This is a genomic window from Microbacterium suwonense (assembly GCF_030296555.1).
Lineage (GTDB): Bacteria > Actinomycetota > Actinomycetes > Actinomycetales > Microbacteriaceae > Microbacterium > Microbacterium suwonense.
In genome coordinates, this window is sequence record NZ_AP027728.1 from 718,888 (window position 1) to 740,388 (window position 21,501).

20 protein-coding genes, 2 tRNA genes, 1 other RNA gene and 1 pseudogene are annotated in these 21,501 nt (G+C 67.6%); 11 read left to right on the top strand and 13 right to left on the bottom strand.

Going from position 1 to position 21,501, the window contains the following annotated elements; genetic code table 11:
• Positions 1 to 41: 41 nt before the first annotated feature.
• Positions 42 to 527 carry a Dps family protein gene (locus QUE33_RS03640; protein ID WP_286301991.1) on the bottom strand — a complete coding sequence of 162 codons (486 nt, stop codon included), beginning with the start codon at positions 525 to 527 and terminating at the stop codon, positions 42 to 44.
• Positions 528 to 667: 140 nt separating this feature from the next.
• On the opposite strand from QUE33_RS03640, the gene QUE33_RS03645 reads away from it, so the two are divergent.
• Both QUE33_RS03645 and QUE33_RS03650 read left to right on the top strand, forming a co-directional pair.
• Positions 668 to 1,204, top strand: coding sequence for a gamma carbonic anhydrase family protein (locus QUE33_RS03645; RefSeq protein WP_286301993.1), 537 nt, complete (start codon positions 668 to 670; stop codon positions 1,202 to 1,204).
• Positions 1,205 to 1,229: 25 nt separating this feature from the next.
• Positions 1,230 to 1,303: transfer RNA gene (locus QUE33_RS03650), tRNA-Ile, on the top strand.
• An 11-nt stretch (positions 1,304 to 1,314) separates the two neighbouring features.
• Here the strand turns inward: QUE33_RS03650 and QUE33_RS03655 are convergent.
• Entirely contained in the window at positions 1,315 to 1,515 is a 201-nt protein-coding gene (locus QUE33_RS03655) for a hypothetical protein (RefSeq protein WP_286301994.1), read from the bottom strand.
• Positions 1,516 to 1,659: 144 nt separating this feature from the next.
• The gene (locus QUE33_RS03660; RefSeq protein WP_286301997.1) at positions 1,660 to 3,657 is read right to left on the bottom strand and encodes a DUF262 domain-containing protein; all 1,998 of its coding nucleotides are present in this window, start codon (positions 3,655 to 3,657) and stop codon (positions 1,660 to 1,662) included.
• Between the two features lie 172 nt (positions 3,658 to 3,829).
• Here QUE33_RS03660 and QUE33_RS03665 point away from each other — a divergent pair, with 172 nt between their 5' ends.
• Both QUE33_RS03665 and QUE33_RS03670 read left to right on the top strand, forming a co-directional pair.
• Positions 3,830 to 4,603: a hypothetical protein gene (locus tag QUE33_RS03665; protein ID WP_286301999.1), complete on the top strand. Its 774-nt coding sequence runs from the start codon at positions 3,830 to 3,832 to the stop codon at positions 4,601 to 4,603.
• 174 nt (positions 4,604 to 4,777) lie between these two features.
• Positions 4,778 to 5,281 (top strand): DUF3145 domain-containing protein, encoded by a 504-nt coding sequence (locus QUE33_RS03670; protein WP_286302001.1) that lies wholly within the window; start codon positions 4,778 to 4,780, stop codon positions 5,279 to 5,281.
• A gap of 148 nt (positions 5,282 to 5,429) precedes the next feature.
• Here the strand turns inward: QUE33_RS03670 and QUE33_RS03675 are convergent, their stop codons facing one another.
• The 6 genes and pseudogenes from QUE33_RS03675 to aceE form a co-directional block, all read right to left on the bottom strand.
• Positions 5,430 to 6,665 carry a beta-ketoacyl-[acyl-carrier-protein] synthase family protein gene (locus QUE33_RS03675; protein ID WP_286302002.1) on the bottom strand — a complete coding sequence of 412 codons (1,236 nt, stop codon included), beginning with the start codon at positions 6,663 to 6,665 and terminating at the stop codon, positions 5,430 to 5,432.
• Positions 6,666 to 6,752: 87 nt separating this feature from the next.
• Positions 6,753 to 7,001 carry an acyl carrier protein gene (locus QUE33_RS03680; RefSeq protein ID WP_286302004.1) on the bottom strand — a complete coding sequence of 83 codons (249 nt, stop codon included), beginning with the start codon at positions 6,999 to 7,001 and terminating at the stop codon, positions 6,753 to 6,755.
• 64 nt (positions 7,002 to 7,065) lie between these two features.
• On the bottom strand, positions 7,066 to 8,064 hold the full coding sequence (locus tag QUE33_RS03685; RefSeq protein ID WP_286302005.1) for a beta-ketoacyl-ACP synthase III: 999 nt from the start codon (positions 8,062 to 8,064) through the stop codon (positions 7,066 to 7,068).
• Positions 8,064 to 8,980: pseudogene (locus QUE33_RS03690) on the bottom strand (ACP S-malonyltransferase). Before QUE33_RS03690 ends, QUE33_RS03685 begins: the two are co-directional and overlap by 1 nt.
• 110 nt (positions 8,981 to 9,090) lie before the next feature.
• Positions 9,091 to 10,284 (bottom strand): PucR family transcriptional regulator, encoded by a 1,194-nt coding sequence (locus QUE33_RS03695; RefSeq protein ID WP_286303031.1) that lies wholly within the window; start codon positions 10,282 to 10,284, stop codon positions 9,091 to 9,093.
• A 28-nt stretch (positions 10,285 to 10,312) separates the two neighbouring features.
• Positions 10,313 to 13,039, bottom strand: a complete 2,727-nt coding sequence (aceE, locus tag QUE33_RS03700; RefSeq protein WP_286302006.1) for a pyruvate dehydrogenase (acetyl-transferring), homodimeric type — start codon at positions 13,037 to 13,039, stop codon at positions 10,313 to 10,315.
• A 153-nt stretch (positions 13,040 to 13,192) separates the two neighbouring features.
• Between aceE and QUE33_RS03705 the strand changes: the two genes are divergently transcribed.
• Positions 13,193 to 13,268 (top strand) — tRNA-Val (locus QUE33_RS03705).
• Between the two features lie 5 nt (positions 13,269 to 13,273).
• On the opposite strand, the gene QUE33_RS03710 is transcribed toward QUE33_RS03705, so the two are convergent.
• The 3 genes from QUE33_RS03710 to QUE33_RS03720 all read right to left on the bottom strand — a co-directional run bounded on the left by QUE33_RS03710 (position 13,274) and on the right by QUE33_RS03720 (position 15,605).
• A complete protein-coding gene (locus QUE33_RS03710; protein WP_350226501.1) occupies positions 13,274 to 13,537 on the bottom strand; it encodes a CDGSH iron-sulfur domain-containing protein in 264 nt (87 codons plus the stop codon).
• Positions 13,538 to 13,609: 72 nt separating this feature from the next.
• A complete protein-coding gene (locus QUE33_RS03715) occupies positions 13,610 to 14,686 on the bottom strand; it encodes an acyltransferase family protein (RefSeq protein ID WP_286302007.1) in 1,077 nt (358 codons plus the stop codon).
• A gap of 79 nt (positions 14,687 to 14,765) precedes the next feature.
• Positions 14,766 to 15,605, bottom strand: a complete 840-nt coding sequence (locus tag QUE33_RS03720; protein WP_286302008.1) for an aldo/keto reductase — start codon at positions 15,603 to 15,605, stop codon at positions 14,766 to 14,768.
• 72 nt (positions 15,606 to 15,677) lie between these two features.
• Here QUE33_RS03720 and QUE33_RS03725 point away from each other — a divergent pair, with 72 nt between their 5' ends.
• From QUE33_RS03725 to rnpB, 4 genes are all read left to right on the top strand, one after another.
• On the top strand, positions 15,678 to 16,094 hold the full coding sequence (locus QUE33_RS03725; protein WP_286302009.1) for a YchJ family protein: 417 nt from the start codon (positions 15,678 to 15,680) through the stop codon (positions 16,092 to 16,094).
• Between the two features lie 10 nt (positions 16,095 to 16,104).
• Positions 16,105 to 16,839, top strand: coding sequence for a zinc ribbon domain-containing protein (locus QUE33_RS03730; protein ID WP_286302010.1), 735 nt, complete (start codon positions 16,105 to 16,107; stop codon positions 16,837 to 16,839).
• Between the two features lie 28 nt (positions 16,840 to 16,867).
• The gene (locus QUE33_RS03735) at positions 16,868 to 18,616 is read left to right on the top strand and encodes a bifunctional 3'-5' exonuclease/DNA polymerase (protein WP_286302011.1); all 1,749 of its coding nucleotides are present in this window, start codon (positions 16,868 to 16,870) and stop codon (positions 18,614 to 18,616) included.
• A gap of 35 nt (positions 18,617 to 18,651) precedes the next feature.
• Positions 18,652 to 19,015, top strand: an RNA gene (gene rnpB / locus QUE33_RS03740) — RNase P RNA component class A.
• A gap of 107 nt (positions 19,016 to 19,122) precedes the next feature.
• On the opposite strand, the gene ppgK is transcribed toward rnpB, so the two are convergent.
• The gene (gene ppgK / locus QUE33_RS03745) at positions 19,123 to 19,869 is read right to left on the bottom strand and encodes a polyphosphate--glucose phosphotransferase (protein WP_286302012.1); all 747 of its coding nucleotides are present in this window, start codon (positions 19,867 to 19,869) and stop codon (positions 19,123 to 19,125) included.
• Positions 19,870 to 19,936: 67 nt separating this feature from the next.
• Between ppgK and QUE33_RS03750 the strand changes: the two genes are divergently transcribed.
• Positions 19,937 to 20,161 carry an SPOR domain-containing protein gene (locus QUE33_RS03750; RefSeq protein WP_286302013.1) on the top strand — a complete coding sequence of 75 codons (225 nt, stop codon included), beginning with the start codon at positions 19,937 to 19,939 and terminating at the stop codon, positions 20,159 to 20,161.
• 2 nt (positions 20,162 to 20,163) lie between these two features.
• Positions 20,164 to 21,501, top strand: coding sequence for a glutamine synthetase family protein (locus QUE33_RS03755; protein ID WP_286302014.1), 1,338 nt, complete (start codon positions 20,164 to 20,166; stop codon positions 21,499 to 21,501).

The window sequence follows — 21,501 nt, forward strand, 5'->3', positions numbered from 1 at the left end:
ATGCTCCGGCGCCCCTCGACTAAACGTCTGGGCGAATGCGATCAGGCCGCGACGTGGGAGATGAGGAACCAGCGGTCCTTCTCCAGGCCGCGCTGGATCTCGATCGCGACGTCCTGGCTGGTGAGGTCGACCGCGTCGAGTCCTTCGACGGCCGCCTTCACCTCGACGAGGATCGCGTCGATGTCGCTGACGACGGCGTTGATGATCTCCTCGGACTGGGCGAACCCGGCCGGCACCGACGTCTTCGCAGCCTTCTCTGCCACCGTGCTCAGGCGGGAGTCGATCGGAAGGCCCAGAGCGACGATGCGCTCGGCGGCCGTGTCGGCGAAGTCCTGGACGCGAGCGACGACCTGATCGAGAAGCTCGTGGACACCGACGAAGTTGGCGCCGCGCACGTGCCAGTGTGCCTGCTTGCCGTTGACGACCAGTGCCTCGAGGCCGTGGACGACGGGAGAGAGGAACTGTGCGGCCGCCGCCGCCACGGTCGGGTCGACGGCGGTGGTGGAGACGGTCTGTGCCTTGCTCATGAGAACCTCCGAATTGTGCTCAGCGGGCTTGTTGAGACCAACGCTACTCAGTGGGAGATATTCCGCAAGCAAGCCAAGGCAACGCTTACCGAGCGCGTTCTGCCGCATGAATCCGCCGATGCAAGGGTATTCTCGCCAGTATGACGATCGCGCCGGCAGCCTCTATCATCGCCGTGTCTGGACAGCATCCGAATGTGGCATCCGATGCCTTCATCGCATCCGGTGCGAGGATCATCGGAGCCGTGACCCTCGGTCCGGCCGCAAGCGTCTGGTACAACGCGGTGCTGCGTGCCGACTCCGCGCCGATCAGCGTCGGGGCGGGCAGCAATGTGCAGGACAATGTCTCCCTGCACGTCGACAGCGGGCATGGCGTCGTGATCGGTGAGAAGGTGTCCATCGGTCACAACGCGGTCGTGCACGGCTGCACGATCGGGGACGGCTCGCTGATCGGGATGGGTGCGGTGGTGCTCAGCGGTGCGGTGATCGGCCGCGGATGCCTGGTCGCCGGCGGCGCCGTCGTGCTGGGCGGGACGGAGGTGCCCGACGGCTCCCTGGTCGCAGGGGTTCCCGCGAAGGTGCGCCGCGCACTGACGGACGAAGAGCGTCAGGGGCTGGTCGAGAATGCTGAGATCTACCTGCGCCACGTCGAGGAGCACCGGTCGGCGCAGCCGCTCTGATCGCACCGCTAGGCTGGTGTTCTACGGGGCGGTGGCCAAGCTGGTGAAGGCAGTGGGCTCATAACCCAACGATCGCGGGTTCAAGTCCCGCCCGCCCCACTTTTCACGTTCTACTCGTCTTCGTCGTCCGGCGCGTCGTCCGCGATGCTTTGCGGTCCGCCGATCACGCCGATGCCCACGGCCTGATGATCCGGCTCGGCGTCGTGCGGCTTCTCGGCCTTCGGCTCCTCGTCGACCTCCTTCTCGGTGCTCGGCTCCTCAAGATCCTCGGTGTCCGGTTCCTGTGCTGGGTCGCCTGTCGTGTCGCTCATCGGTCCATCGTCCTGCGTCTGCCCACGGCGCCCCAGGGGTTGACATCGCCTGAGGACGGCTTGCGCCCAAGCGCGCCTCCTCAGGCGTTGTCGATGCGTACGACACGAACGTCGCTGCAGCAGGTCGACGTACCCTCGCACCCGTCACATCACGTTGCCGATGTAGGAGTACTTCACGAACACCTCGGCGGCGATGCCGGATTCCTCCAGCACGCCCTGCAGGGCGGTCATCATGTAGTTCGAGTCCCACCCCATGTACAGGTGGCTGCCCTCGGCGATGGTGTCCCAGTGGCCCTTCCAGGCCATCGACTCGTACAGCGGCCCGCCATGGCGTGCACTGTAGGCGAGGGCAGCGGCACGGTCATCGGTCCAGGCTCTGCGGAACACTCGGTTGAACAGTGCCTTGACGTCCTTGACCTCCCAGTGCTCGCCACGATATTCGCAGTAGTCGAACTCGCGCTCCCAGCCGGCCGGCCAGCCACGTCGGCGGACCGCATCGAGCACCGGGGTCAACCCGTCGTCGTCGATCTCCGGGAGCGCCGGTCGCGCCCAGATCCGCAGCAGCTGCTCCGACAGCCGCACGGTGCGCGCCGAGATCGCGGCGGTGCCCCAGCCCTCGGCATCCGCGAGCTCGCGTGTGGCGGCGACGCTGCTGCGGGCGTACGCCCGATCGCGCTTGCCCGGGAAGGATTCCCCGAACACCTGCTCGGCAAGTGGCTGCTCCAGCAGAGTGAGGTTGCCCAGCGTCGGGGCGAGCGCACGGTGACTGTTCTGCTCATCCTCGCTGTACTCGCTCCACGGTCGGTGGCCGTCACCGCTCCAGCCGTCCGCCGGCACCGCGGGAACGATGGCCTCCACATCGAAGTCGGCCGTGTCGTCCACCCCCTCGATCCGTCCCAGCACATAGGCCGGATGGGGAAGCTCGCCATACTTCAGCACCGCACCGACCCGCTCGTCGGACGGCGTGATCCGGGCGATCGCGCGCATCAGCGAGTCGCGACCTTCGGCACGGGCTCGGCAGAGCCTGGCGATCAGGCGGTCGGTGGGCAGTCCGACGATCGCGCGGCGCAGGTACAGCGCCTGCACCCACTCGAGCACCTCGATGAGCTCCTGCCGCGAGATGATGCCGCGCCGGTGGTCGCCGTAGGCGCTCATCACCAGCGGATAGGCGGCGCGGCCGAAGGTGTTCACATGCTCCAGCTGCAGGCGGATGCCGGGATCCGGCTCACCGCTCGGGTCGAGCAGGGTGCCGTAGATCTCGGCGTTCTCGCGCCAGGTGGCGGCATCCGCGCGGAGCTGCTTCACGTCCAGTCTGGGGAAGGAGCCGCGGAACGCCGCGTACACGCCGTGCTCTCCGGCCGCATCGATCTCGCGCCCGGTGGTCATCATCAGATGATGCCGCCAGAAGGCGCCGATGGACTCGCCGGTATGGTGCTCGATCGGCAGCCAGTACTCCTCTTCGACCGCGAGCTGCTCGGCGTGTGAGAGGCCCATCAGGATGTAGTTGTGGATCAGCTCGTGATCGCGCAGCGGCTGACCGGTGGAGTTGAGGCTCTCGAAGATCTGCTGGGCGTTCGCCGAGGGGCCGAGCGTGATCGAGACGTGCTCCAGCTTCTGAAGACCGTTCCAGATGAGTGGGACCTCATCGGGATGGACCTGACTGCGGAAGAACGCATAGTTGTCGTCGAAGCGCGACTCACGGTCCTCGTCGCCGCGGCGGTCCAGCACGACCGACTCGTACAGCTCGGCCCAGGCATGATGAGGGCGAAGCTTGGTGCGATCGCGGTCGCCGGAGCGCACGAGCACGCGCTCCAGCTCGCTGGCCAGCGCCGGATCCGCATCCCTCACGCTGTGGTGCAGCGCGGCGATCAGCAGCATCACCGTCGTGACGCGCTGCTGTCCGTCGATCAGCACGAGATCCCCGCCGTCGGCATCCTCCGCCGAGAGGATCGATCCGATGAAGTGCCGATGATCAGGATCCTCCCGCGCGACGATCCGCACGTCGCCGAGCAGCTTCTCGCAGGCGCCGATGTCCCAGCGGTACTGGCGCTGATACACCGGAACGACGATGTTCGTCGTCGGATCGGCGAGCCATTCGATGGTGCCGGTTGCGGTCGCTTCCACATTGGTCGCCGTTGCCATCACTGCGTGAATCCTCCGATTGGCGGACAGACGATCGCCGCCGCGACGAGTCTAGCCGCCGCGGTTTTTCTCCGGCGGGCGCCCGGGGTGTGTCCAGGAGGCCGATGTAGGGTTACCTAAGTAGGGCCTGTTAAAACGTGCTGGCCCATTACGAAAGGACATGACTCGGATCATGGGATACATCAAGTCCGCAGCCCTCGAGGAAAAGGGTTTCGTCATCCTCGACAGCTACGATCAGTCGCTCGATCCCAAGGAGTGGCTGGACATCGAGTACGTCGACTGGAAGTCCTCGGGTGACACCCGCTTCGCCCCGCTCGCGAGCGCCAAGGGCGAGATCGAGTGCAACGGCTTCTGGAACCACAAGCCGCCGCGCACGGACAAGGATGGCGTCTGGATCGACTCCCAGGTCGCCAAGGCCCCGAACCTCGCCCGTCGCGCACAGGAGCCGGGTGCGAACGTCGGCCGCTGCCGCGTGATCGAGCTGCAGCCCACCCCGTACGGCGACTGCCTGTACAACCTGCACCAGGACGACAACAACCGCCTGAACCCGGATGGCACGGGATGGGTGGTGCGCGGCTTCTTCAACCTCACCGACGACAAGGACAGCTTCTTCGTGCTGCGTGAGAACCGCACCGATCCGCAGGGTGAGGTGCGCATTGCGCTGCCCGCCGGTGCGCAGCTGATCATCGACACCCAGCGTCTGTGGCACGCCACCACGCACAACGGCACGGAGCCGCGGTACAACCTGATCACCTCGTGGACCTCGGGCCCCGAGTTGGACGCGTACATCGAGAAGTACCACGGCACCGACCAGCACGAGCAGTTCGAGGTGCCGCAGGACGTGCTCGAGCACGGCTACGCCGAGCAGGCCCGCAAGGATGCCGCCCGCGCCGCCTACTATGCGGCCAAGGGACAGCAGGCCAAGCTCGCCATGAGCGAGGCCTGATCCTCTGATCTCGGACAGCGGCCCCGGTCTTCGGATCGGGGCCGCTGTCGTATCCGTAATCACACGCTTGTGATTCGGGCGAAACTGGGTGATAATCACCGTATAACCGCATAGTTCGCCGAGTTCTTCGGATCAGGTCGTAGGGGAAGACGTACCTGATGAAACGGAGAGATCATGGCGACGGGATACGCACGCGGAGTGGTGTACATCCACTCCGCGCCACGCGCGCTCTGCCCGCACCTCGAATGGGCGGTCGGACGCGCTATCGGTCGCGCCGTCAGCTTCGACTGGAGCGACCAGCCGGTGCAGCCCGGCACGCGGCGCGCGGAGTTCTACTGGGACGGCCCGGTGGGCACGGGCTCTGCGCTCGCGACGGCCATCCGCGGGTGGGAGCACCTGCGCTTCGAAGTCTCGGAGGATCCCACACCCGGCAGCGATGGCGGGCGCTGGCTGCACACCCCGGACCTCGGCATCCATTACGCGCAGACCGACAGCGCCGGCAACATCGTGGTCGGCGAGGACCGGATCCGCTACGCGATGGAGATCGCTGCAGGCAGCATGATCGAGCTGCAGCGGGAGCTCGACGTCGCGCTGGGCGCCGCATGGGACGAGGAGCTCGAGCCGTTCCGTCACGCCGGTGACGACGCGCGCGTGGTGTGGCTGCACAAGGTCGGGTGACCCGCGGAGAACGTGCGGAGGAGGCTCGAGTATCGGGATCCGGTGATCAGCTCCCGGATGCTGAGAAAGCGAATCCTCCGCCTGATGACTGAAGCCCCTGCAGATCGATCTGCAGGGGCTTCGTCAGTCAGCGGCGCCGCGAGCCGTCTCAGAGGCTGCGGAACGCCACGACGGCGTTGTGGCCGCCGAAACCGAAGGAGTTGCTGATGGCGAGTAGATCGCCATCGCCGAGGGGCTGGGGCTCGCCGGAGAGCTTGAACGGCACCTCAGGATCGGGCTCGGTCATGTTGATAGTCGGAGGGGCGACGCGGTCACGCAGCGCGAGGATCGTGTAGACCGCCTCGAGGGCGCCGGTGCCGCCGAGCAGATGCCCGGTGGACGCCTTGGTGGCGGAGACCGGGATCTCATCGATCCGCGGGCCGAACACGCGCTTGAGCGCCTCGTACTCGTTGGGATCCCCCACCGGGGTCGAGGTGGCGTGCGCGTTGATGTGCGACACCTCGTCGGCGCTTGCGCCGGCCTGGGCGAGGGCTGCTTCCACGGCTCTGGCCGCGCCGGCGCCCTCGGGGTCGTTGCCGGTGATGTGGTACGAGTCGGCGGTGACGCCGCCGCCCACCAGGTAGGCATAGATCTTCGCACCGCGAGCCTGGGCGTGCTCCTCGGTCTCGATCACCAGAGCGGCACCGCCCTCGCCCATCACGAAGCCGTCGCGGTCGATGGCTCCGGGGCGGGAGGCGGTGGCAGGATCGTCATTGCGGCGGGAGAGCGCCTGTGCCGACGAGAACGACGCCATCGTGATCGGATGGATCGCGGACTCCGCGCCACCGGCGATCACCACATCGGCCAGCCCGTCCTGCAGGTGCTGGTAGGCGTTCGCGATCGACTCCGTGCTGGAGGCGCAGGCGCTGACGACAGTGCGGGCGAATGCCTTCGCCTTGAAGTGCAGCGACAGGTTGCCGGCACCGGCATTCGGCATCAGCATCGGCACCGTCAGGGGCATCACGCGACGGGGGCCCTTCTCGCGCAGCGTGTCCCAGGCATCCAGCAGCGTCCAGACGCCGCCGATCCCGGTGGCCCAGTCGACGCCGAGGCGCTCGGGGGCGACGTCGGGGGATCCGGCATCCTCCCAGGCCTCTCGCGCGGCGATTAGCGCGAACTGCGTGGACGGATCGAGTCGCTTCGCCTCATGGCGCGGCAGCACCTCCTCGGGACGCACCACGGCCTCGGCCGCGAAGTGCACGGGGATCTGGTACTTCTCGACCCAGTCGTGCGTCAGCGTGCGTGTGCCGGACACGCCGGCGAGCAGGTTCGTCCAGTTCTCGGGGGCCGTGCCGCCCAGAGCGGACGTGGCGCCGATACCGGTGACGACGATGCGCTTGGTCATTGAGGGTCCTTCGTGAGGAGAGGAGGGGAGAGAAACGGGGAGGAGGATGCCACGCCCCGCGGCGTGCGAGGGTGGCATCCGCGGGTGTTACTCCTGGCCGGCGACGATGAAGTTGACGGCGTCGGCGACGGTCTTGAGGTTCTTGACCTCGTCGTCGGGGATGGTGACGCCGAACTTCTCCTCGGCGTTGACGACGATCGTCATCATCGAGATCGAGTCGATGTCGAGGTCGTCGGTGAACGACTTCTCCATTGCGACCTCGGATGCGTCGATGCCGGTCTCGTCGGTGACCAGCTCAGCGAGGCCTGCGAGGACCTCGTCGGTGCTGAGAGCCATATTGTCTCCTCTTTCTCGGGTTGGTATCTGAACCGGTGAACAGTCTAGGGAACGGGCGCCCCGATCAGGGGAGCACCACCACCTGCGCGCCGAAGACGAGTCCGGCGCCGAACCCGATCTGCAGGGCGAGACCGCCGCTGAGCTCGGGGTGCTCTTCGAGCAGGCGATGCGTGGCGAGGGGGATCGACGCGGCCGAAGTGTTCCCGGTGGTCTCGATGTCGCGGGCGATGGCGACCGTGTCTGGGAGCTTGAGCTGCTTGGCGAACTCGTCGATGATGCGCATGTTCGCCTGGTGCGGGATGAAGGCGGCGAGGTCGGATGCCTCGATGCCGGCCGCGTCGAGCGCCCTGCGTGCGACCTTCGCCATGTCCCAGACCGCCCAGCGGAACACCGTCTGCCCCTCCTGGCGGAGAGTGGGCCAGTTCGCGTCGCCGTCGCGGTAGTCGATCAGCGTGGCATTCATGCCGACGGCGTGCGCCTTCGACCCGTCGGACCCCCACACAGTCGGGGCGATCGCGGGGAAGTCGCTCGGCCCGATCACGACGGCCCCGGCGCCGTCGCCGAGGAGGAACGAGATGCTGCGGTCGGTGGGATCGACGACGTCCGAGAGCTTCTCCGCCCCGATGACGAGCGCGTACTGCGCACCTCCGGTGCGGATCAGGGCGTCCGCCTGCGCCACGCCGTAGGCGAAGCCGGCACAGGCCGCATTGGAGTCGTACGCGGCCGCCGGGTTCGCACCCACGCGGTCGGCGACCACAGCGGCAGCGGACGGGGTCTGCTGCACGTTGCTGATCGTCGCGACGATCACCAGGTCGATGTCGGCCGGGTCGACGCCCGACTTCTCGATCGCCTCCTTGGCGGCATCCGTCGCGAGGTCCACAGCGAGGATGCCTGCGGAGGCGCGTGTGCGTGTGACGATCCCGGTGCGCTGGCGGATCCACTCGTCGCTGGAGTCGATCGGTCCGACCAGGTCGTCGTTCGGCACGGACAGGTCGCCGCGCGAGGCGCCGTAGCTGTAGATGCGGGTGTAGGGCACGCCCTGGGACTGCTTGATCGTGGTCATCACGCTGCTCCGTTCAGCAGCTCCGCAGCCGCATCGAGGTCTTCGGGGGTCTTCACTGCCACATTCGGAACGCCGCGCAGCCCGCGCTTGGCCAGTCCGACGAGGGCGCCGGCCGGTGCAAGCTCGATGAAGCCGGTGATTCCCGCCGTGGCGAAGGACTGCATGCAGAGATCCCAGCGCACGGGGAGGAGATCTGGGTCACAATGCGATTCAGGGCGTCCTGGCCATCCGTGACGGCAGCTCCGTCACGGTTCGACCACAGCGTGATCGACGGGTCATCGAGCTCGACATCGGCCACCGCGGAGCGAAGCGTCTCAACGGCGGGAGCCATGTGCGCGGTATGGAATGCGCCGGCCACCTGCAGGGGCATGACGCGCACGCCGCGAGGGGCGCATTCGGCAAGCTGTGCGAGATCGCTCAACGCGCCTGCGGCGACGACCTGACCGGCGACGTTGAAGTTCGCGGGCGTCAGGTCGACTTCGGCGAGCAGAGAGAGGACCTCATCCGGGTCCCCGCCGATCACGGCGCTCATGCCGGTCGGGGTCTGCGCGGCAGCATCCGCCATAGCCCGTCCGCGGATACCCACCAGGCGCATCGCCTCGCTGTCGCTGATCACGTCTGCGCGTGCGAGCGCTGCGAGCTCGCCGACGGAGTGACCGGCGATGCCATCGGAGCGTCGACCGGCGCGCAGCGTCAGCTGCTGAGAGGCGATCAGAGAGGCGGCCACGATCAGCGGCTGCGCGACACGCGTGTCGCGGATCGTGTCGGCATCCGATTCGGTGCCGTGTGCGATCAGATCGACCTCGGCGGCGTCCGAGTAAGCGGCGAGCTGCTCGGCGACACCTTCGAGCTCGAGCCAGGGGGCGAGGAAACCAGGAGTCTGGGAGCCCTGTCCAGGGCAGGCGACGACGATCACCTAACCATCTTGCCAATGATCTGGCGTGAGCGCTGGATGAACCATCACAAGAATCGGCATTTCGCTTGTGCGTGGCGTACAGGCCGTTGTGCCCGCGCGGTAATCCGATGTCACCGGCGACGGGCGGGCGATCGCCGCCGCGTGGGTTCGGCGCTGCCGATGGATCCCAGGATCAGAGCCGTCTGCAGGATGAGCGCCTCGCGCGGACCGGTGGCATCCCAGCCGATCACCTCACTGACCCGCTTCAGCCGGTAGCGCACCGTGTTGGGATGCACGAACAGCTCGCGTGCGGTGGCCTCCAGGGAACGTCCGTTGTCAAGGTAGCTCCACAGCGTCGTCACGAGATCGGGGGAGTGCGCCTGCAGAGGGCGGAAGATGCGCTCTATCAGCGTCTGCTTGGCCAGCGTGTCACCGGCGAGGGCTCGTTCCGGAAGCAGATCGTCCGCCTCCACCGGGCGCGGTGCGCCCCGCCACGCCCGCGCCACCGCGAAGCCCGCCAGCGCGGCACGCGCGCTCTGGCCGGCGTCGACCAGCGCCGCGACGGGCGGGCCGAGTACGACGTAACCGGGGCCGAATGACGGCTCGAGCCGCTGCGCGATCTCTGCGAAGGGCAGATCTTCGCCGTCCACAGGCTCTCTGCCCGGAGTATGCGCGCGGCCGATGACGAGCACCAGGCGGGACCCCTGCACGCCGATGAGCACATCGACCTGCAGGCGCCGCGCCGTGCGTCGCACCTGATCCACGTCGAACTGCGGCGGCGTCGTGCCGACCAGTACGCATACCTCGCCGTGGCCGTGCCAGCCCAGTGCCGCGATGCGGCTGGGCAGCTCCTCGTCCGCCTCGCCCGTGAGGATGGAGTCCACCACCAGTGCCTCGAGCCTGGCATCCCACAGTCCGCGGGCCTCGGCCGCACGGGCGTAGACATCTGCCGCGGCGAACGCGACGTCACGCGAATACAGCAGGATCGCCTCGCGCAGCTCATCGCCGCGGCCTGCCACCCGCTCTTCGGTCACCTCGACCGTGACGCGGATCAGCTGGAGAGTCTGCTGCAGGCTCACGCTGCGCAGCAGTTCGCGAGGTGCCGCGGCGAAGATGTCGGCCGCGATCCAGGGGGTGGAGGTGGGATCCTCGTACCACTGGATGAACGAGGTGATGCCGGCCTGAGCCACCAGCCCGACGGAGGACCGTCGGGCCGGTGGCATGTCGGCGTACCAGGGGAGGGTGTCCTCCAGCCGCTTGATCGTCACCGTGGCGATGTCGCCGGAGATCCGGCGCAGCCAGGCGAGCGTGGCGGCCTTGTCCATGGCCGGCTGGGAGGAACCGGTCACAGAATCAGCTCTCGCCGCCTGCGTTCCCGCTCGATCCCGCGTTCACGTCGTGCAGCGAGTACTTACGGATCGCCTCGGACACCACCGAGCGCTCGACCTTGCCCTCATCGGCCAGCGCCTGCAGGGTGCGGACCACCATCGACGGGCCGTCGATCTTGAAGAAGCGACGTGCAGCGGCACGGGTGTCCGAGAAGCCGAAGCCATCGGCGCCCAGGGTGTAGTACGGGTTCGGGACCCACTGCCGGATCTGGTCCTGCACGGCGTGCATGAAGTCGCTGACCGCGATCACCGGGCCCTCGGCACCCTGGAGCTTCTGCGTCAGATAGGCGGTGCGCGGCTCCTGCTCGGGATGCAGGAAGTTGTGCTCGTCGACCGCCAGGCCGTCGTTGCGCAACTCGCCCCAGGAGGTGACCGACCAGACGTCGGCGCTGATGTTCCAATCCTTGCGCAGCAGCTCCTGCGCTTCGAGCGCCCACGGCACGCCCACGCCCGAGGCGAACAGCTGCGCCTTCAGGCCTTCACCGGAGTCGACCGAGATGCGGTGCAGCCCGCGGACGATGCCGTCCACGTCCACGTCCTCGGGTTCGGCGGGCTGCACGAGAGGCTCGTTGTACACCGTGATGTAGTACATGACATCGGGATCGGGGTGGCTGCCGCCGTACATCCGCTCCAGGCCGGAGCGCACGATGTGGGCGATCTCATAGCCGTAGGCGGGGTCGTACGACACCGTTCCCGGATTGGTGGAGGCCAGCAGCGGCGAGTGCCCGTCGGCGTGCTGCAGGCCTTCGCCGGTCAGGGTGGTGCGGCCGGCGGTTGCGCCGATGACGAAACCTCGCGCCATCTGGTCGCCCGCCGCCCAGAGTGCGTCGCCGGTGCGCTGGTAGCCGAACATCGAGTAGAAGATGTAGATCGGGATCAGCGGCTCGCCCTGTGTGGAGTATGACGTGGCCGCGGCGGTGAATGCGGCGACTGCGCCGGCCTCGTTGATGCCGACGTGCACGATCTGACCCTGCGGGCTCTCCTTGTACGCCAGCAGCAGCTCCCGGTCGACCGAGGTGTAATGCTGGCCGTTCGGGTTGTAGATCTTCGCGGTCGGGAAGTACGCGTCGATGCCGAACGTGCGTGCCTCGTCGGGGATGATCGGCACGATGCGGTTGCCGAAGTCCTTGGAGCGCAGCAGGTCCTTGAGCAGTCGCACGAACGCCATGGTCGTGGCGATCTCCTGCGTTCCCGAGCCCTTCTTCGGCAGTGCGTAGGTGGCGTCTGCCGGCAGGGTGATCGCGGTGTGCTTCGTGCGCCGTTCGGGGATGAACCCGCCCAGCGCGCGGCGGCGCTCCAGCATGTACTGGATCGTCTCGTCGTTCTCACCCGGGTGGTAGTACGGCGGCAGGTACGGGTTCTCCTCGAGCTGCGCATCCGTGATCGGGATCTGCATGGTGTCGCGGAAGGTCTTCAGGTTCTCCAGCGTCATCTTCTTCATCTGGTGGGTCGCGTTGCGTCCCTCGAAGTGCGGGCCGAGGCCGTAGCCCTTGACCGTCTTGGCAAGGATGACGGTCGGCTGACCCTTGTGCTCCAGAGCGGCCTTGTACGCCGCGTACACCTTGCGGTAGTCGTGTCCGCCGCGGCGCAGCTGCCAGATCTGCTCGTCGGTGTAGTCCTTGACGAGGGCGGCGGCCCGCTCGTCCTTTCCGAAGAAGTGCTCGCGGATGTACGCGCCCGACTCGGCCTTGTAGGTCTGATAGTCGCCGTCGGGGGTGGCGTTCATGATGTTCAGCAGCGCACCGTCGGTGTCGCGGGCGAGCAGGTCGTCCCACTCACGGCCCCAGATCACCTTGATGACGTTCCAGCCGGCGCCGCGGAAGAACGACTCCAGCTCCTGGATGATCTTGCCGTTGCCGCGCACCGGGCCGTCCAGGCGCTGCAGGTTGCAGTTGATCACGAAGGTGAGATTGTCCAGGCCCTCGTTGGCCGCCACCTGCAGCTGACCGCGGCTCTCGACCTCGTCCATCTCGCCGTCGCCGAGGAACGCCCAGACATGCTGATCGGAGGTGTCCTTGATGCCGCGGTTGGCGAGATACCGGTTGGACTGCGCCTGGTAGATGGCGTTGATCGGGCCCAGGCCCATCGACACCGTCGGGAACTGCCAGTAATCCGGCATCGAGTGCGGATGCGGATAGGAGGGCAGCGCATGGCCCTCGTGGGACTTCTCCTGGCGGAATCCGTCCATGTCGGCCTCGCTCAGGCGACCCTCCAGGAAGGAGCGCGCGTAGATGCCAGGAGAGGCGTGACCCTGGATGAAGATCTGGTCGCCGCCGCCGGGGTGGTCCTGGCCGCGGAAGAAGTGGTTGAACCCGACCTCGTACAGTGACGCCGCACCCGCGTAGGTGGAGATGTGGCCGCCGACACCGATACCGGGGCGCTGGGCGCGATGCACGGTGATCGCGGCGTTCCAGCGGATCCAGTGCCGGTAGCGGCGCTCGATCTCCTCGTCGCCGCCGAACTCCGGCTCATTCTCGGGGGCGATGGTGTTGATGTAGTCGGTGGTCGGCACCATCGGCACGCCGAGGTGCAGATCCTTCGAGCGCTTCAGCAGGCTGAGCATGATCTCCCGCCCGCGGCCGTGACCCTTCGCGTCGACCAGTTCGTCGAGCGATTGCTGCCACTCGGAGGTCTCCTCCGGATCGCTGTCGAGTGGGCCCTGGGAGTACGGATCCTGATCGTGAACAGTCACGTGGAGCCTTTCGTCTTACTGGCAGGTCTTGCCAAGGAAACGGGATGCAGCGTGGGGGAGCCTTGTCGGCTCGGCACAACACGTGCTGTGTTCAGCCTATATCCGTTCGCGGGCCGGGTGCCTCACTTCGCGACCGGTAGAATGACACATTCAGGGCCTTTAGCTCAGCTGGTAGAGCGCCACGTTTACACCGTGGATGTCGTCGGTTCGATCCCGGCAGGGCCCACCATCGGCTCAGTCGTCCGTGCGGAATCCCGCCGCCTTGTGCGTGCTGTCGCAGAAGGGTTTGATGGCTGACAGGCCGCACCGGCACAGCGCTACTGTCCGGCGATGTCGGGGGATCGGCTCGCCGTCCGAGGTGAGCAGCTGCATATCCCCGCGCACGATCAGCGGTCCGTCAGGATACGGCATGATCGTCGGCTCCACGTGCGACGAGGTCATCCCACGCGGCCCGCGCGGACGGACGGCGATCGGGGGTGCGAGTGCACTGTCGGACATCGATGATCTCCCGTCGTTCGAGGACCATCAGCCTGGTCGTGGAGCTCGGATTGCGCCAGGGACTTGACCGCGTCAGCCGCGGGCGTTAACAGTACGATCCCTCCGCGCCGGCCACAGCCTGCGGGGGAGCTCGAAGAGCAGGCTCACCGGCATCCGTCGGCCCAGCAGGGCGAACACCGTCGAGACCGCCACCGTCACGAAGAAGATGACCACCAGGCCGATCCCGGAGTTCGTGATCCCGGCCTTCATCGACAGCCATCCGAGCGCAGCGAACACCGGATAGTGCGAGACGTAGTAGATCAGCGAGTACTGGCCGACGAAGCGTACGGGAGCCAGCCAGCGTGCGTCCGGTGCGATGGCGGTGAGCCGCACGAGGATCATGATCCCGAGCATCGCAGGCAGAGCCGACAGCGGCTCGTACCAGAGAGGCGTCACCAGCCCGGAGTACAGGGCCACGCCGATGGGGATGATCGCCAGCGCCGCGGCGAGCGGCACACTCAGCCACTTCGCGTACTGATCCCAGTGCTTCTCGACAAATGCACCGAGGAAGAAGAACGGCATCAGGTAGAAGAAGCGCTGCAGCAGCTCGAGCTCGGGCGGGATCAGGAACATCACCACGAAGGGGACAGCGATCAGCACCCAGGCCGGCACCCAGCGGATCAGCAGCGCCAGGATGTAGTACGCGAAGATGAACTGCATGAACCACAGGTAGGTGTTCCAGAAACCCAGCTCCCACGGCATGTAGTCGCCCTGGCCGACCATTCGCTCGGAGACCGCATACACGAGGGTCCAGACGATGATCGGCCAAACGATGCGGCGCACCTTGCCCCAGACGTACTTGCCGGTGGGGGCGTGCAGGGACCCGGCGACGAGAAGGCCGGACAGCACCATCAGCATCGGCATTCGGAATGGCGCGAAGAACGCACTGAGGAACTCGAAGAAGCCGGGCACCTCACCGATCCGGTAGACGACGATCTGCGTGCTGTGGTGCAGGATCACCAGCAGGATCGACAGTCCGCGCAGCAGATCCATCCAGCCGATACGGCGATCGTGCCGGTCCAGCGCACGACCGATATCGGCGCCCCTCGGCTCGGTTCGGCGGCGGACGTCGGCGCGGGTCGCGGGCGCGGAATCGGCGTGTTCGGACATCCGGGTCAGTATACGAGTCGTACCCGGGCGATCTCGGATGCCGGGCCGCACCCGCTTGGATGTCAGCGGTGGGAGGCGATCACATCTCCTCGTGCGTCGCCGGATCCCCGTCGAAGAGCCGGCCATCCGTGCGACCCAGGGCTGTGATGGCGTCGACCTCGGCGGATTCGAGGACGACCGAGGCCGCTTCCAGGTTCGCTCGCTGATGCTCGGCCGAGGAGGCCTTCGGGATCGAGACCGTCCCCCGCGCGACATGCCAGGCGATGACGACCTGCGCGGGGGCGATGCCGTGCGCTTCGGCGACCTCGATGATCACCGGCTCCGCCAGCAGTTCTCTACCGCGTCCCAGTGGGCTCCAGGCGACCGTGAGGATGCCGCGTTCGGCGTGCAGCGCGAGAGCCTCGGACTGCGGGAAGTACGGATGCACCTCGATCTGATTCACCACCGGGCGCACGCCGCTCTCCGCCTCGATGCGATCCAGATGCTCCGGCAGGAAGTTGGACACGCCGATCTGGCGCACCGTGCCGCGCTGCTGCGCATCGACGAGCGCCTGCCATGCCTCGCCGTACAGGTCGACGCCGGGGTTCGGCCAGTGGATCAGGTGCAGGTCTGTGGCGTCGAGACCGAGCCGGAACCGGCTCTCCTCGATGCTGTTGCGGGCCTTCTCCGATGCATGATGCCGCCCGGGGAGCTTGGTCGTGACGATGACCTCCGAACGGTCCACGCCGGATGCCGCCACCCCCGCGCCGATCGAGCCCTCGTTCTCGTAGTTGAACGCCGAGTCGACCAGACGGTATCCCAGCCTGAGCGCATCGGAGACGGCGTCCGCCCCTGACTGACCGTGCAGACGGTAGGTGCCGAGACCGACGGCGGGCAGGGCGAATCCGTTGTGGGCGGTGAGCAGTGAGGGCTGGTTCATGGTTCTCCTCCGGTTCGGCGTTCCGCCAGCCTACGCGTCGGCAGGTGTCGGCTGACCTGCGACGATGGAGATGTGACGATCCAGCGCCCCACCCAGCGCCCCGCAGCCGAGCAACGCTGCCCCTGCACGAGCGGTGACGTGTTCGGCGCGTGCTGTGGACCCGTCCTCGCGACCGGTGCAGCGCCCACCGCCGTCCGCTTGATGCGCTCCAGGTTCACGGCGTACTGCCTCGGCGATACCGGGCATCTGCACCGCACCTGGCATCCGTCCACCCGGCCGACCGATCTCGACCTGGACCCGCGAGTGCGCTGGGTGCGGTTGGACATCCTCGACACTGAACAGGGCGGGCCGTTCGACACCGAGGGGATCGTCGAGTTCGAGGCGTTCCACAGACAGGACGGCGTGCGCGGATCCCTGCGCGAACGCAGCCGCTTCGTGCGCGAGGACCGGATCTGGCTCTACGTCGACGGAGACATCCGCACCCATTAGGTTTGAGAGCGTGAAAGCCTCTCCCGAGAACCAGCGCACTCTGCTCGAGATCGCCGAGCTCGACCGTCGTATCGAGCAGGCCGAGCGCGCCCGCACCCAGCCGCCGCAGGGCGCCCGCATCAATGAGCTGGCCGGTGTGCGCAAGCAGCAGCTGCGTGAGCTGACCTCTCTGGCGGGAGCGCTCGACGACGCCCGCTCCGAACTGCAGCGGGTCGAGTCGGACGTCGTGCTGGCCACCCAGCGTCGTGACCGCGATGGTGAGCGACTGACTGCGGCGACCGATCCGAAGCAGGCGCAGGCACTTGAGAGCGAGATCGACAGCCTCAGCCGGCGCATCTCCATGCTCGAGGACACCCAGCTGGAGGTGATGGCCCGCGTCGAGGACGCGCAGGCCGCCGTCGACGCCCAGCAGGCGCTGATCGATCAGACCCACGCCGAGGGGGCCGCACTGACCGCGACAGCCAAGGAGGAGATGGCCGCGGCAGCCATCGAGAGCGGGCAGCTGGCTCGGGATCGGGCGGCGGTGGCACGCACGGTCTCCGCCGAGCTCCTCGCCGATTTCGAGCGGCGTGCCGCGCGCGGCGGCATCGGCGTCGGCATGCTGCGCGGCGGGGTGTGCGAGGGTTGCCGCATGGTGCTCTCCGGCACCGATCTGACGGCCATCCGCAAAGCGGGGCCCGACGACGTGGTCTCCTGCCCGGAGTGCGGTGCGATCCTCGTGCGCACGGAGGAGTCGGGGTTGTGAGGGTCATCCGCGTCCGTATCTCGGGAGCGTGAGCCCCGCGACGCCGGATGCCGATGCGGGACCGGATGTCGTGCCCCCGGCCGCGCAGCCGCCGCATGCCGTGGTCGGTCGCGCGGGTGACGGCTGGCTGCTCACGGTGTTCGAGGACGGCGTGACGGATGCCGAGCCCGAGAACATCCCGGATGCCGCTCTGCCTGATCGCATCCGGGAGCTGGAGGCGCACCGCGCACCGCGCTGGACGGTCCGCTCGCTGCGCACTTTCTACCCGCCGCTGCTGGCCGCGGGAATCCGACTGCGACGTGCCCACGACCTGATGCTCTGTCACGCGATCCTGCGCGACTCCGACCTGCTGGCGCAACCGCTCGCGGCCTCCGCGCGGTGGCTTCGCAGCGACCAGGCCGACGAGGTCGTCACGCAGCCCGGACTGTTCGACTTCGATCCGGCGGTCGTCGTTCGCGGCGATGATTTCGATGAAGTGCTCGCGCAGTGGCGGGCGCAGCGAGCAACGCTCGATCGCGCACCGGATAGCCGCCTCGCGCTGCTGTGTGCGGCGGAGTCGACCGGTGGGCTCATCGCCGAGGAGATGACCGCGGCGGGACTGCCGTGGAGCCGGGCCATCCATGAGCGCATCCTCGAAGAGGCGCTCGGCACGAGACCGCTGCGGGGTGCGCGACCGGCGCGGATGGCGGCGCTCGCGACGACGATCGCCGAGCACCTGAACGACCCGGAGCTGAACCCCGACAGTCCGCCTCGGCTGCTGCGGGCACTGCATCGCGTCGGCGTGTTCGTCGAGTCCACATCCAAGTGGCAGCTCTCTGAGGTGGATCACCCCGTGGTCGAACCGCTGCTGGAGTACAAGAAGCTCGCGCGTCTGTTCACCGCGAACGGCTGGACCTGGCTCGATGACTGGGTGCACGAGGATCGATTCCGACCGGTCTACCTGACCGGCGGTGTGGTGACCGGCAGATGGGCCTCATCCGGGGGCGGTGCCCTGCAGATCCCGCGGCAGCTGCGCAGCGCAGTGCACGCCGATCGGGGATGGGCGCTCGTCGGCGCGGACGTGGCGCAGCTGGAGCCACGGGTGCTGGCCGCGATGTCCCGAGACACGGCGATGGCTGACGCCGCGCGCGGCGCGGACCTGTACGAGGGCGTGGTGCGCTCGGGCGCCGTCGGAACCCGGCAGGAGGCGAAATACGCGGTGCTGGGTGCCATGTACGGTGCGACCACGGGGGAGAGTGGCCGCCTGGTGCCGCGCCTGCGCGCCGTCTACCCACGGGCGATGGGACTGGTCGATGCCGCCGCGCGCACGGGCGAGGAGGGTGGCGTGGTGAGCACGCTGCTGGGGCGCAGCTCCCCTCGACCGGACACCGCCTGGCGTGACGCCCAGACACAGGCCAGCGGGCCGGGCGCGGGCGGAGCCGACGAATCGCGGGCACGCAGCCGCGCGCGGGATCGGGGTCGCTTCACCCGCAACTTCGTCGTGCAGGGCACGGCTGCGGAGTGGGCGCTGCTGTGGCTCGCGGAGATCAGGCATCGCCTCATGGCACTGCCTGCGGCATCCGCTCCGGCACCGGCATCCGGGCCGATCTTCGCGACCCGGGCGCATCTGGCGCTGTTCCTGCACGACGAGGTGATCGTGCACTGCCCGCGCGACCAGGCCGACGCCGTGGCGGCCGTCGTACGCGACGCGGCGACGGCTGCCACGACTCGGTTGTTCCCTGATTTTGAGATCGACGTACCGCTGGATCTGCACATCGGTGACGACGCGGGCAAGTGAACCGGGCTGCCGCGACGGTAGAATCGAAGGGCGAGCGGGTCGGCCGGACGGTCGCGTGGCGCGAGAGCGCACCGAGGAACGTCCGGGCTCCACAGGGCAGGGCGGTGGGCAACACCCACCCGGAGTGATCCGCGAGACAGTGCCACAGAGAGAAGACCGCCGTCGCCTTCGGGCGGCGGTAAGGGTGAAAGGGTGGTGTAAGAGACCACCGGGGGACATGGTGACATGTCCTGCCAGGTAAACCTCGCCCGGAGCAAGACCAGACAGAGGACGTCGACGCGGCCCGCCGAGTCCTCGGGTAGGTCGCTGGAGCGGCACGGCAACGTGTCGCCGAGAGAGATGGCCGTCAAGGGAGCGGAAGCTCCTGAACAGAACCCGGCGTACAGGCCGGCCCGCTCGCACCACGACGCAGAAGGCCCCGATCATTGCGATCGGGGCCTTCTGCGATCCGAGCTGAACCGGCGGCCGATCAAAAGGGGCCCCGGCGCCCGGAGTGGGCGGATGGGTCAGTCGGTGGCCAGCGACGCGGCGCCGATGATGCCGGAGTTGTTGCGGTGCACGGCGTTGATGATCGGGGTGTTCAGCTCCAGCAGGGGCAGGAACTTCTCGGGATTCTTGGACACTCCGCCGCCGACGACGAACAGATCGGGGCTGAACAGGAACTCCACCTGACTGTAGAAGACCTGCAGACGTGCGGCCCAGTCCTCCCAGGAGAGCTTCTCGCGCTCCATTGCCGAGGACGCGGCCCAGCGCTCGATGGACTCGCCGTTGCGATCCAGGTGGCCGAGCTCGGTGTTGGGGACGAGCACGCCGTTGTACAGGAAGGCGGAGCCGATGCCGGTGCCGAGCGTCGTCATGATCGTGAGGCCCTCCACGTCGCGGGCCGCACCGTGGCGTGCCTCGGCGACACCGGCGGCATCCGCGTCGTTGACGAAGCTGATGTGCCTGCCCAGACCGTCCTCGAAGAACTTCTCGGCCTCGAAGTCGACCCAGTCCTTGGCGATGTTGGCCGCCGACAGGGTCCTGCCGCGCTTGACGATCGCGGGGAACGCGACCCCCAGGGGCAACGTCGAGTCGGCCACGCCCAGCTTGTCGAGCACCTCGCGGACGGTCTCCAGTACGTCGGCGGGCCGGGCGCCCTTCGGCGTCGGGATGCGGACGCGATCCGAGTCGAGCGTGCCGTGCTCGAGGTTGACGATTCCTGCTTTGATGCCCGTGCCGCCGATGTCGACGCCGATTGCCTGCTGTGCCATGCCGAATAGCCTATCCAGGTCGGCGTGCGCGATTAGGATCGTGACAGATCCCGACGAAGGAGCTGACATGTCCGACGGTGACGAGAAGTACTGGTACAACCTCAGCACCCGCGAGGTGGAGTTCGGCATGGAGTCGGCCGCCATCGACAGGGTCGGGCCGTTCGACACGGCGGAGGACGCCGCGAATGCGCCCGAAAGGCTCCGTGAGCGCTCCCGCGCCTGGGCGGAGGACGACGCGGCCGAGGACTCCTGGGGGACGACGAGCCTGTCCGACGCCGGGGACGACGAGTGAACATGGACAAGCAGAGGGATTTCGTCCTGCGCACGATCGAGGAGCGCGGCGTGAAGTTCGTGCGCCTGTGGTTCACGGATGTGATCGGCACGCTCAAGTCGGTGGCGATCGCCCCGGCTGAGGTGGAGGGGGCGTTCGCAGAGGGCATCGGATTCGACGGCTCCGCGATCGAGGGACTCACCCGCATGTTCGAATCCGACCTGCTCGCGCAGCCGGATCCGTCCACGTTCCAGATCCTGCCGTGGCGCGGTGAGGTCGACCCGACGGCGCGGATGTTCTGCGATCTGACCGCACCGGACGGGCGTCCCGCCGTCTCGGATCCCCGGCACGTGCTGCGCCGTGCACTGGCCAAAGCCGCGGATGCCGGTTTCACCTTCTACACGCATCCTGAGATCGAGTTCTACCTGCTCAAGTCGTCGACGCTCGGCCCGGATGGACCGGTTCCCGTCGACTCCGCCGGCTACTTCGACAATGTGCCCGGCGGCACCGCGCACGACTTCCGGCGCAGCGCTGTGCGGATGCTGGAGGATCTCGGCATCTCGGTGGAGTTCAGCCATCACGAGGGCGGGCCCGGTCAGAACGAGATCGACCTGCGCTACGCGGATGCGCTGAGCACCGCAGACAACATCATGACCTTCCGCACGGTGGTCAAGGAGGTCGCGATCGAGCAGGGCGTCTATGCGACGTTCATGCCCAAGCCGCTGAACAACCATCCCGGCAGCGGCATGCACACGCATCTGTCGCTGTTCGAAGGCGATGTGAACGCGTTCTACGAGGCGGGCGCCGAGTACCAGCTCTCGCTGACCGGGCGGCGCTTCATCGCGGGTCTGCTGCGGCATGCCAACGAGATCGCGGCGGTGACGAACCAGTTCGTCAACTCTTACAAGCGGCTGTGGGGCGGAGACGAGGCGCCCAGTTTCGTCACCTGGGGGCACGCCAACCGCTCGGCGCTGGTTCGGGTGCCGATGTACAAGCCGAACAAGGGGCAGTCCACCCGCGTCGAGTACCGTGCGCTGGACTCCGCGGCGAACCCGTACCTCGCCTACGCGCTGATGCTCGCCGCCGGGTTGAAGGGCATCGAGGAGGAGTATGAGCTGCCGCCCGAGGCGGAGGACAACGTCTGGTCGATGAGCGATACCGAACGACGTGCCTTGGGCTACGCACCGCTCCCGGCGAGCCTGGATCACGCGCTGGAGTACATGCAGGATTCCGAACTGGTCGCCGAGACGCTGGGAGAACAGGTCTTCAACTACGTGCTGCTGAACAAGCGCAAAGACTGGGAGGCCTACCGCGGTCAGGTGACGCCCTTCGAGCTGCAGAACAACCTCGGGCTGCTCTGA

Coding starts and splice junctions, on each gene's coding strand:
- QUE33_RS03640 (WP_286301991.1), bottom strand. CDS start 527: ATGAGCAAGGCACAGACCGTCTCCACCACCGCCGTCGACCCGACCGTG.
- QUE33_RS03645 (WP_286301993.1), top strand. CDS start 668: ATGACGATCGCGCCGGCAGCCTCTATCATCGCCGTGTCTGGACAGCAT.
- QUE33_RS03655 (WP_286301994.1), bottom strand. CDS start 1,515: ATGAGCGACACGACAGGCGACCCAGCACAGGAACCGGACACCGAGGAT.
- QUE33_RS03660 (WP_286301997.1), bottom strand. CDS start 3,657: ATGGCAACGGCGACCAATGTGGAAGCGACCGCAACCGGCACCATCGAA.
- QUE33_RS03665 (WP_286301999.1), top strand. CDS start 3,830: ATGGGATACATCAAGTCCGCAGCCCTCGAGGAAAAGGGTTTCGTCATC.
- QUE33_RS03670 (WP_286302001.1), top strand. CDS start 4,778: ATGGCGACGGGATACGCACGCGGAGTGGTGTACATCCACTCCGCGCCA.
- QUE33_RS03675 (WP_286302002.1), bottom strand. CDS start 6,665: ATGACCAAGCGCATCGTCGTCACCGGTATCGGCGCCACGTCCGCTCTG.
- QUE33_RS03680 (WP_286302004.1), bottom strand. CDS start 7,001: ATGGCTCTCAGCACCGACGAGGTCCTCGCAGGCCTCGCTGAGCTGGTC.
- QUE33_RS03685 (WP_286302005.1), bottom strand. CDS start 8,064: ATGACCACGATCAAGCAGTCCCAGGGCGTGCCCTACACCCGCATCTAC.
- QUE33_RS03695 (WP_286303031.1), bottom strand. CDS start 10,284: ATGGACAAGGCCGCCACGCTCGCCTGGCTGCGCCGGATCTCCGGCGAC.
- QUE33_RS03710 (WP_350226501.1), bottom strand. CDS start 13,537: ATGTCCGACAGTGCACTCGCACCCCCGATCGCCGTCCGTCCGCGCGGG.
- QUE33_RS03715 (WP_286302007.1), bottom strand. CDS start 14,686: ATGTCCGAACACGCCGATTCCGCGCCCGCGACCCGCGCCGACGTCCGC.
- QUE33_RS03720 (WP_286302008.1), bottom strand. CDS start 15,605: ATGAACCAGCCCTCACTGCTCACCGCCCACAACGGATTCGCCCTGCCC.
- ppgK (WP_286302012.1), bottom strand. CDS start 19,869: ATGGCACAGCAGGCAATCGGCGTCGACATCGGCGGCACGGGCATCAAA.
- QUE33_RS03750 (WP_286302013.1), top strand. CDS start 19,937: ATGTCCGACGGTGACGAGAAGTACTGGTACAACCTCAGCACCCGCGAG.
- QUE33_RS03755 (WP_286302014.1), top strand. CDS start 20,164: ATGGACAAGCAGAGGGATTTCGTCCTGCGCACGATCGAGGAGCGCGGC.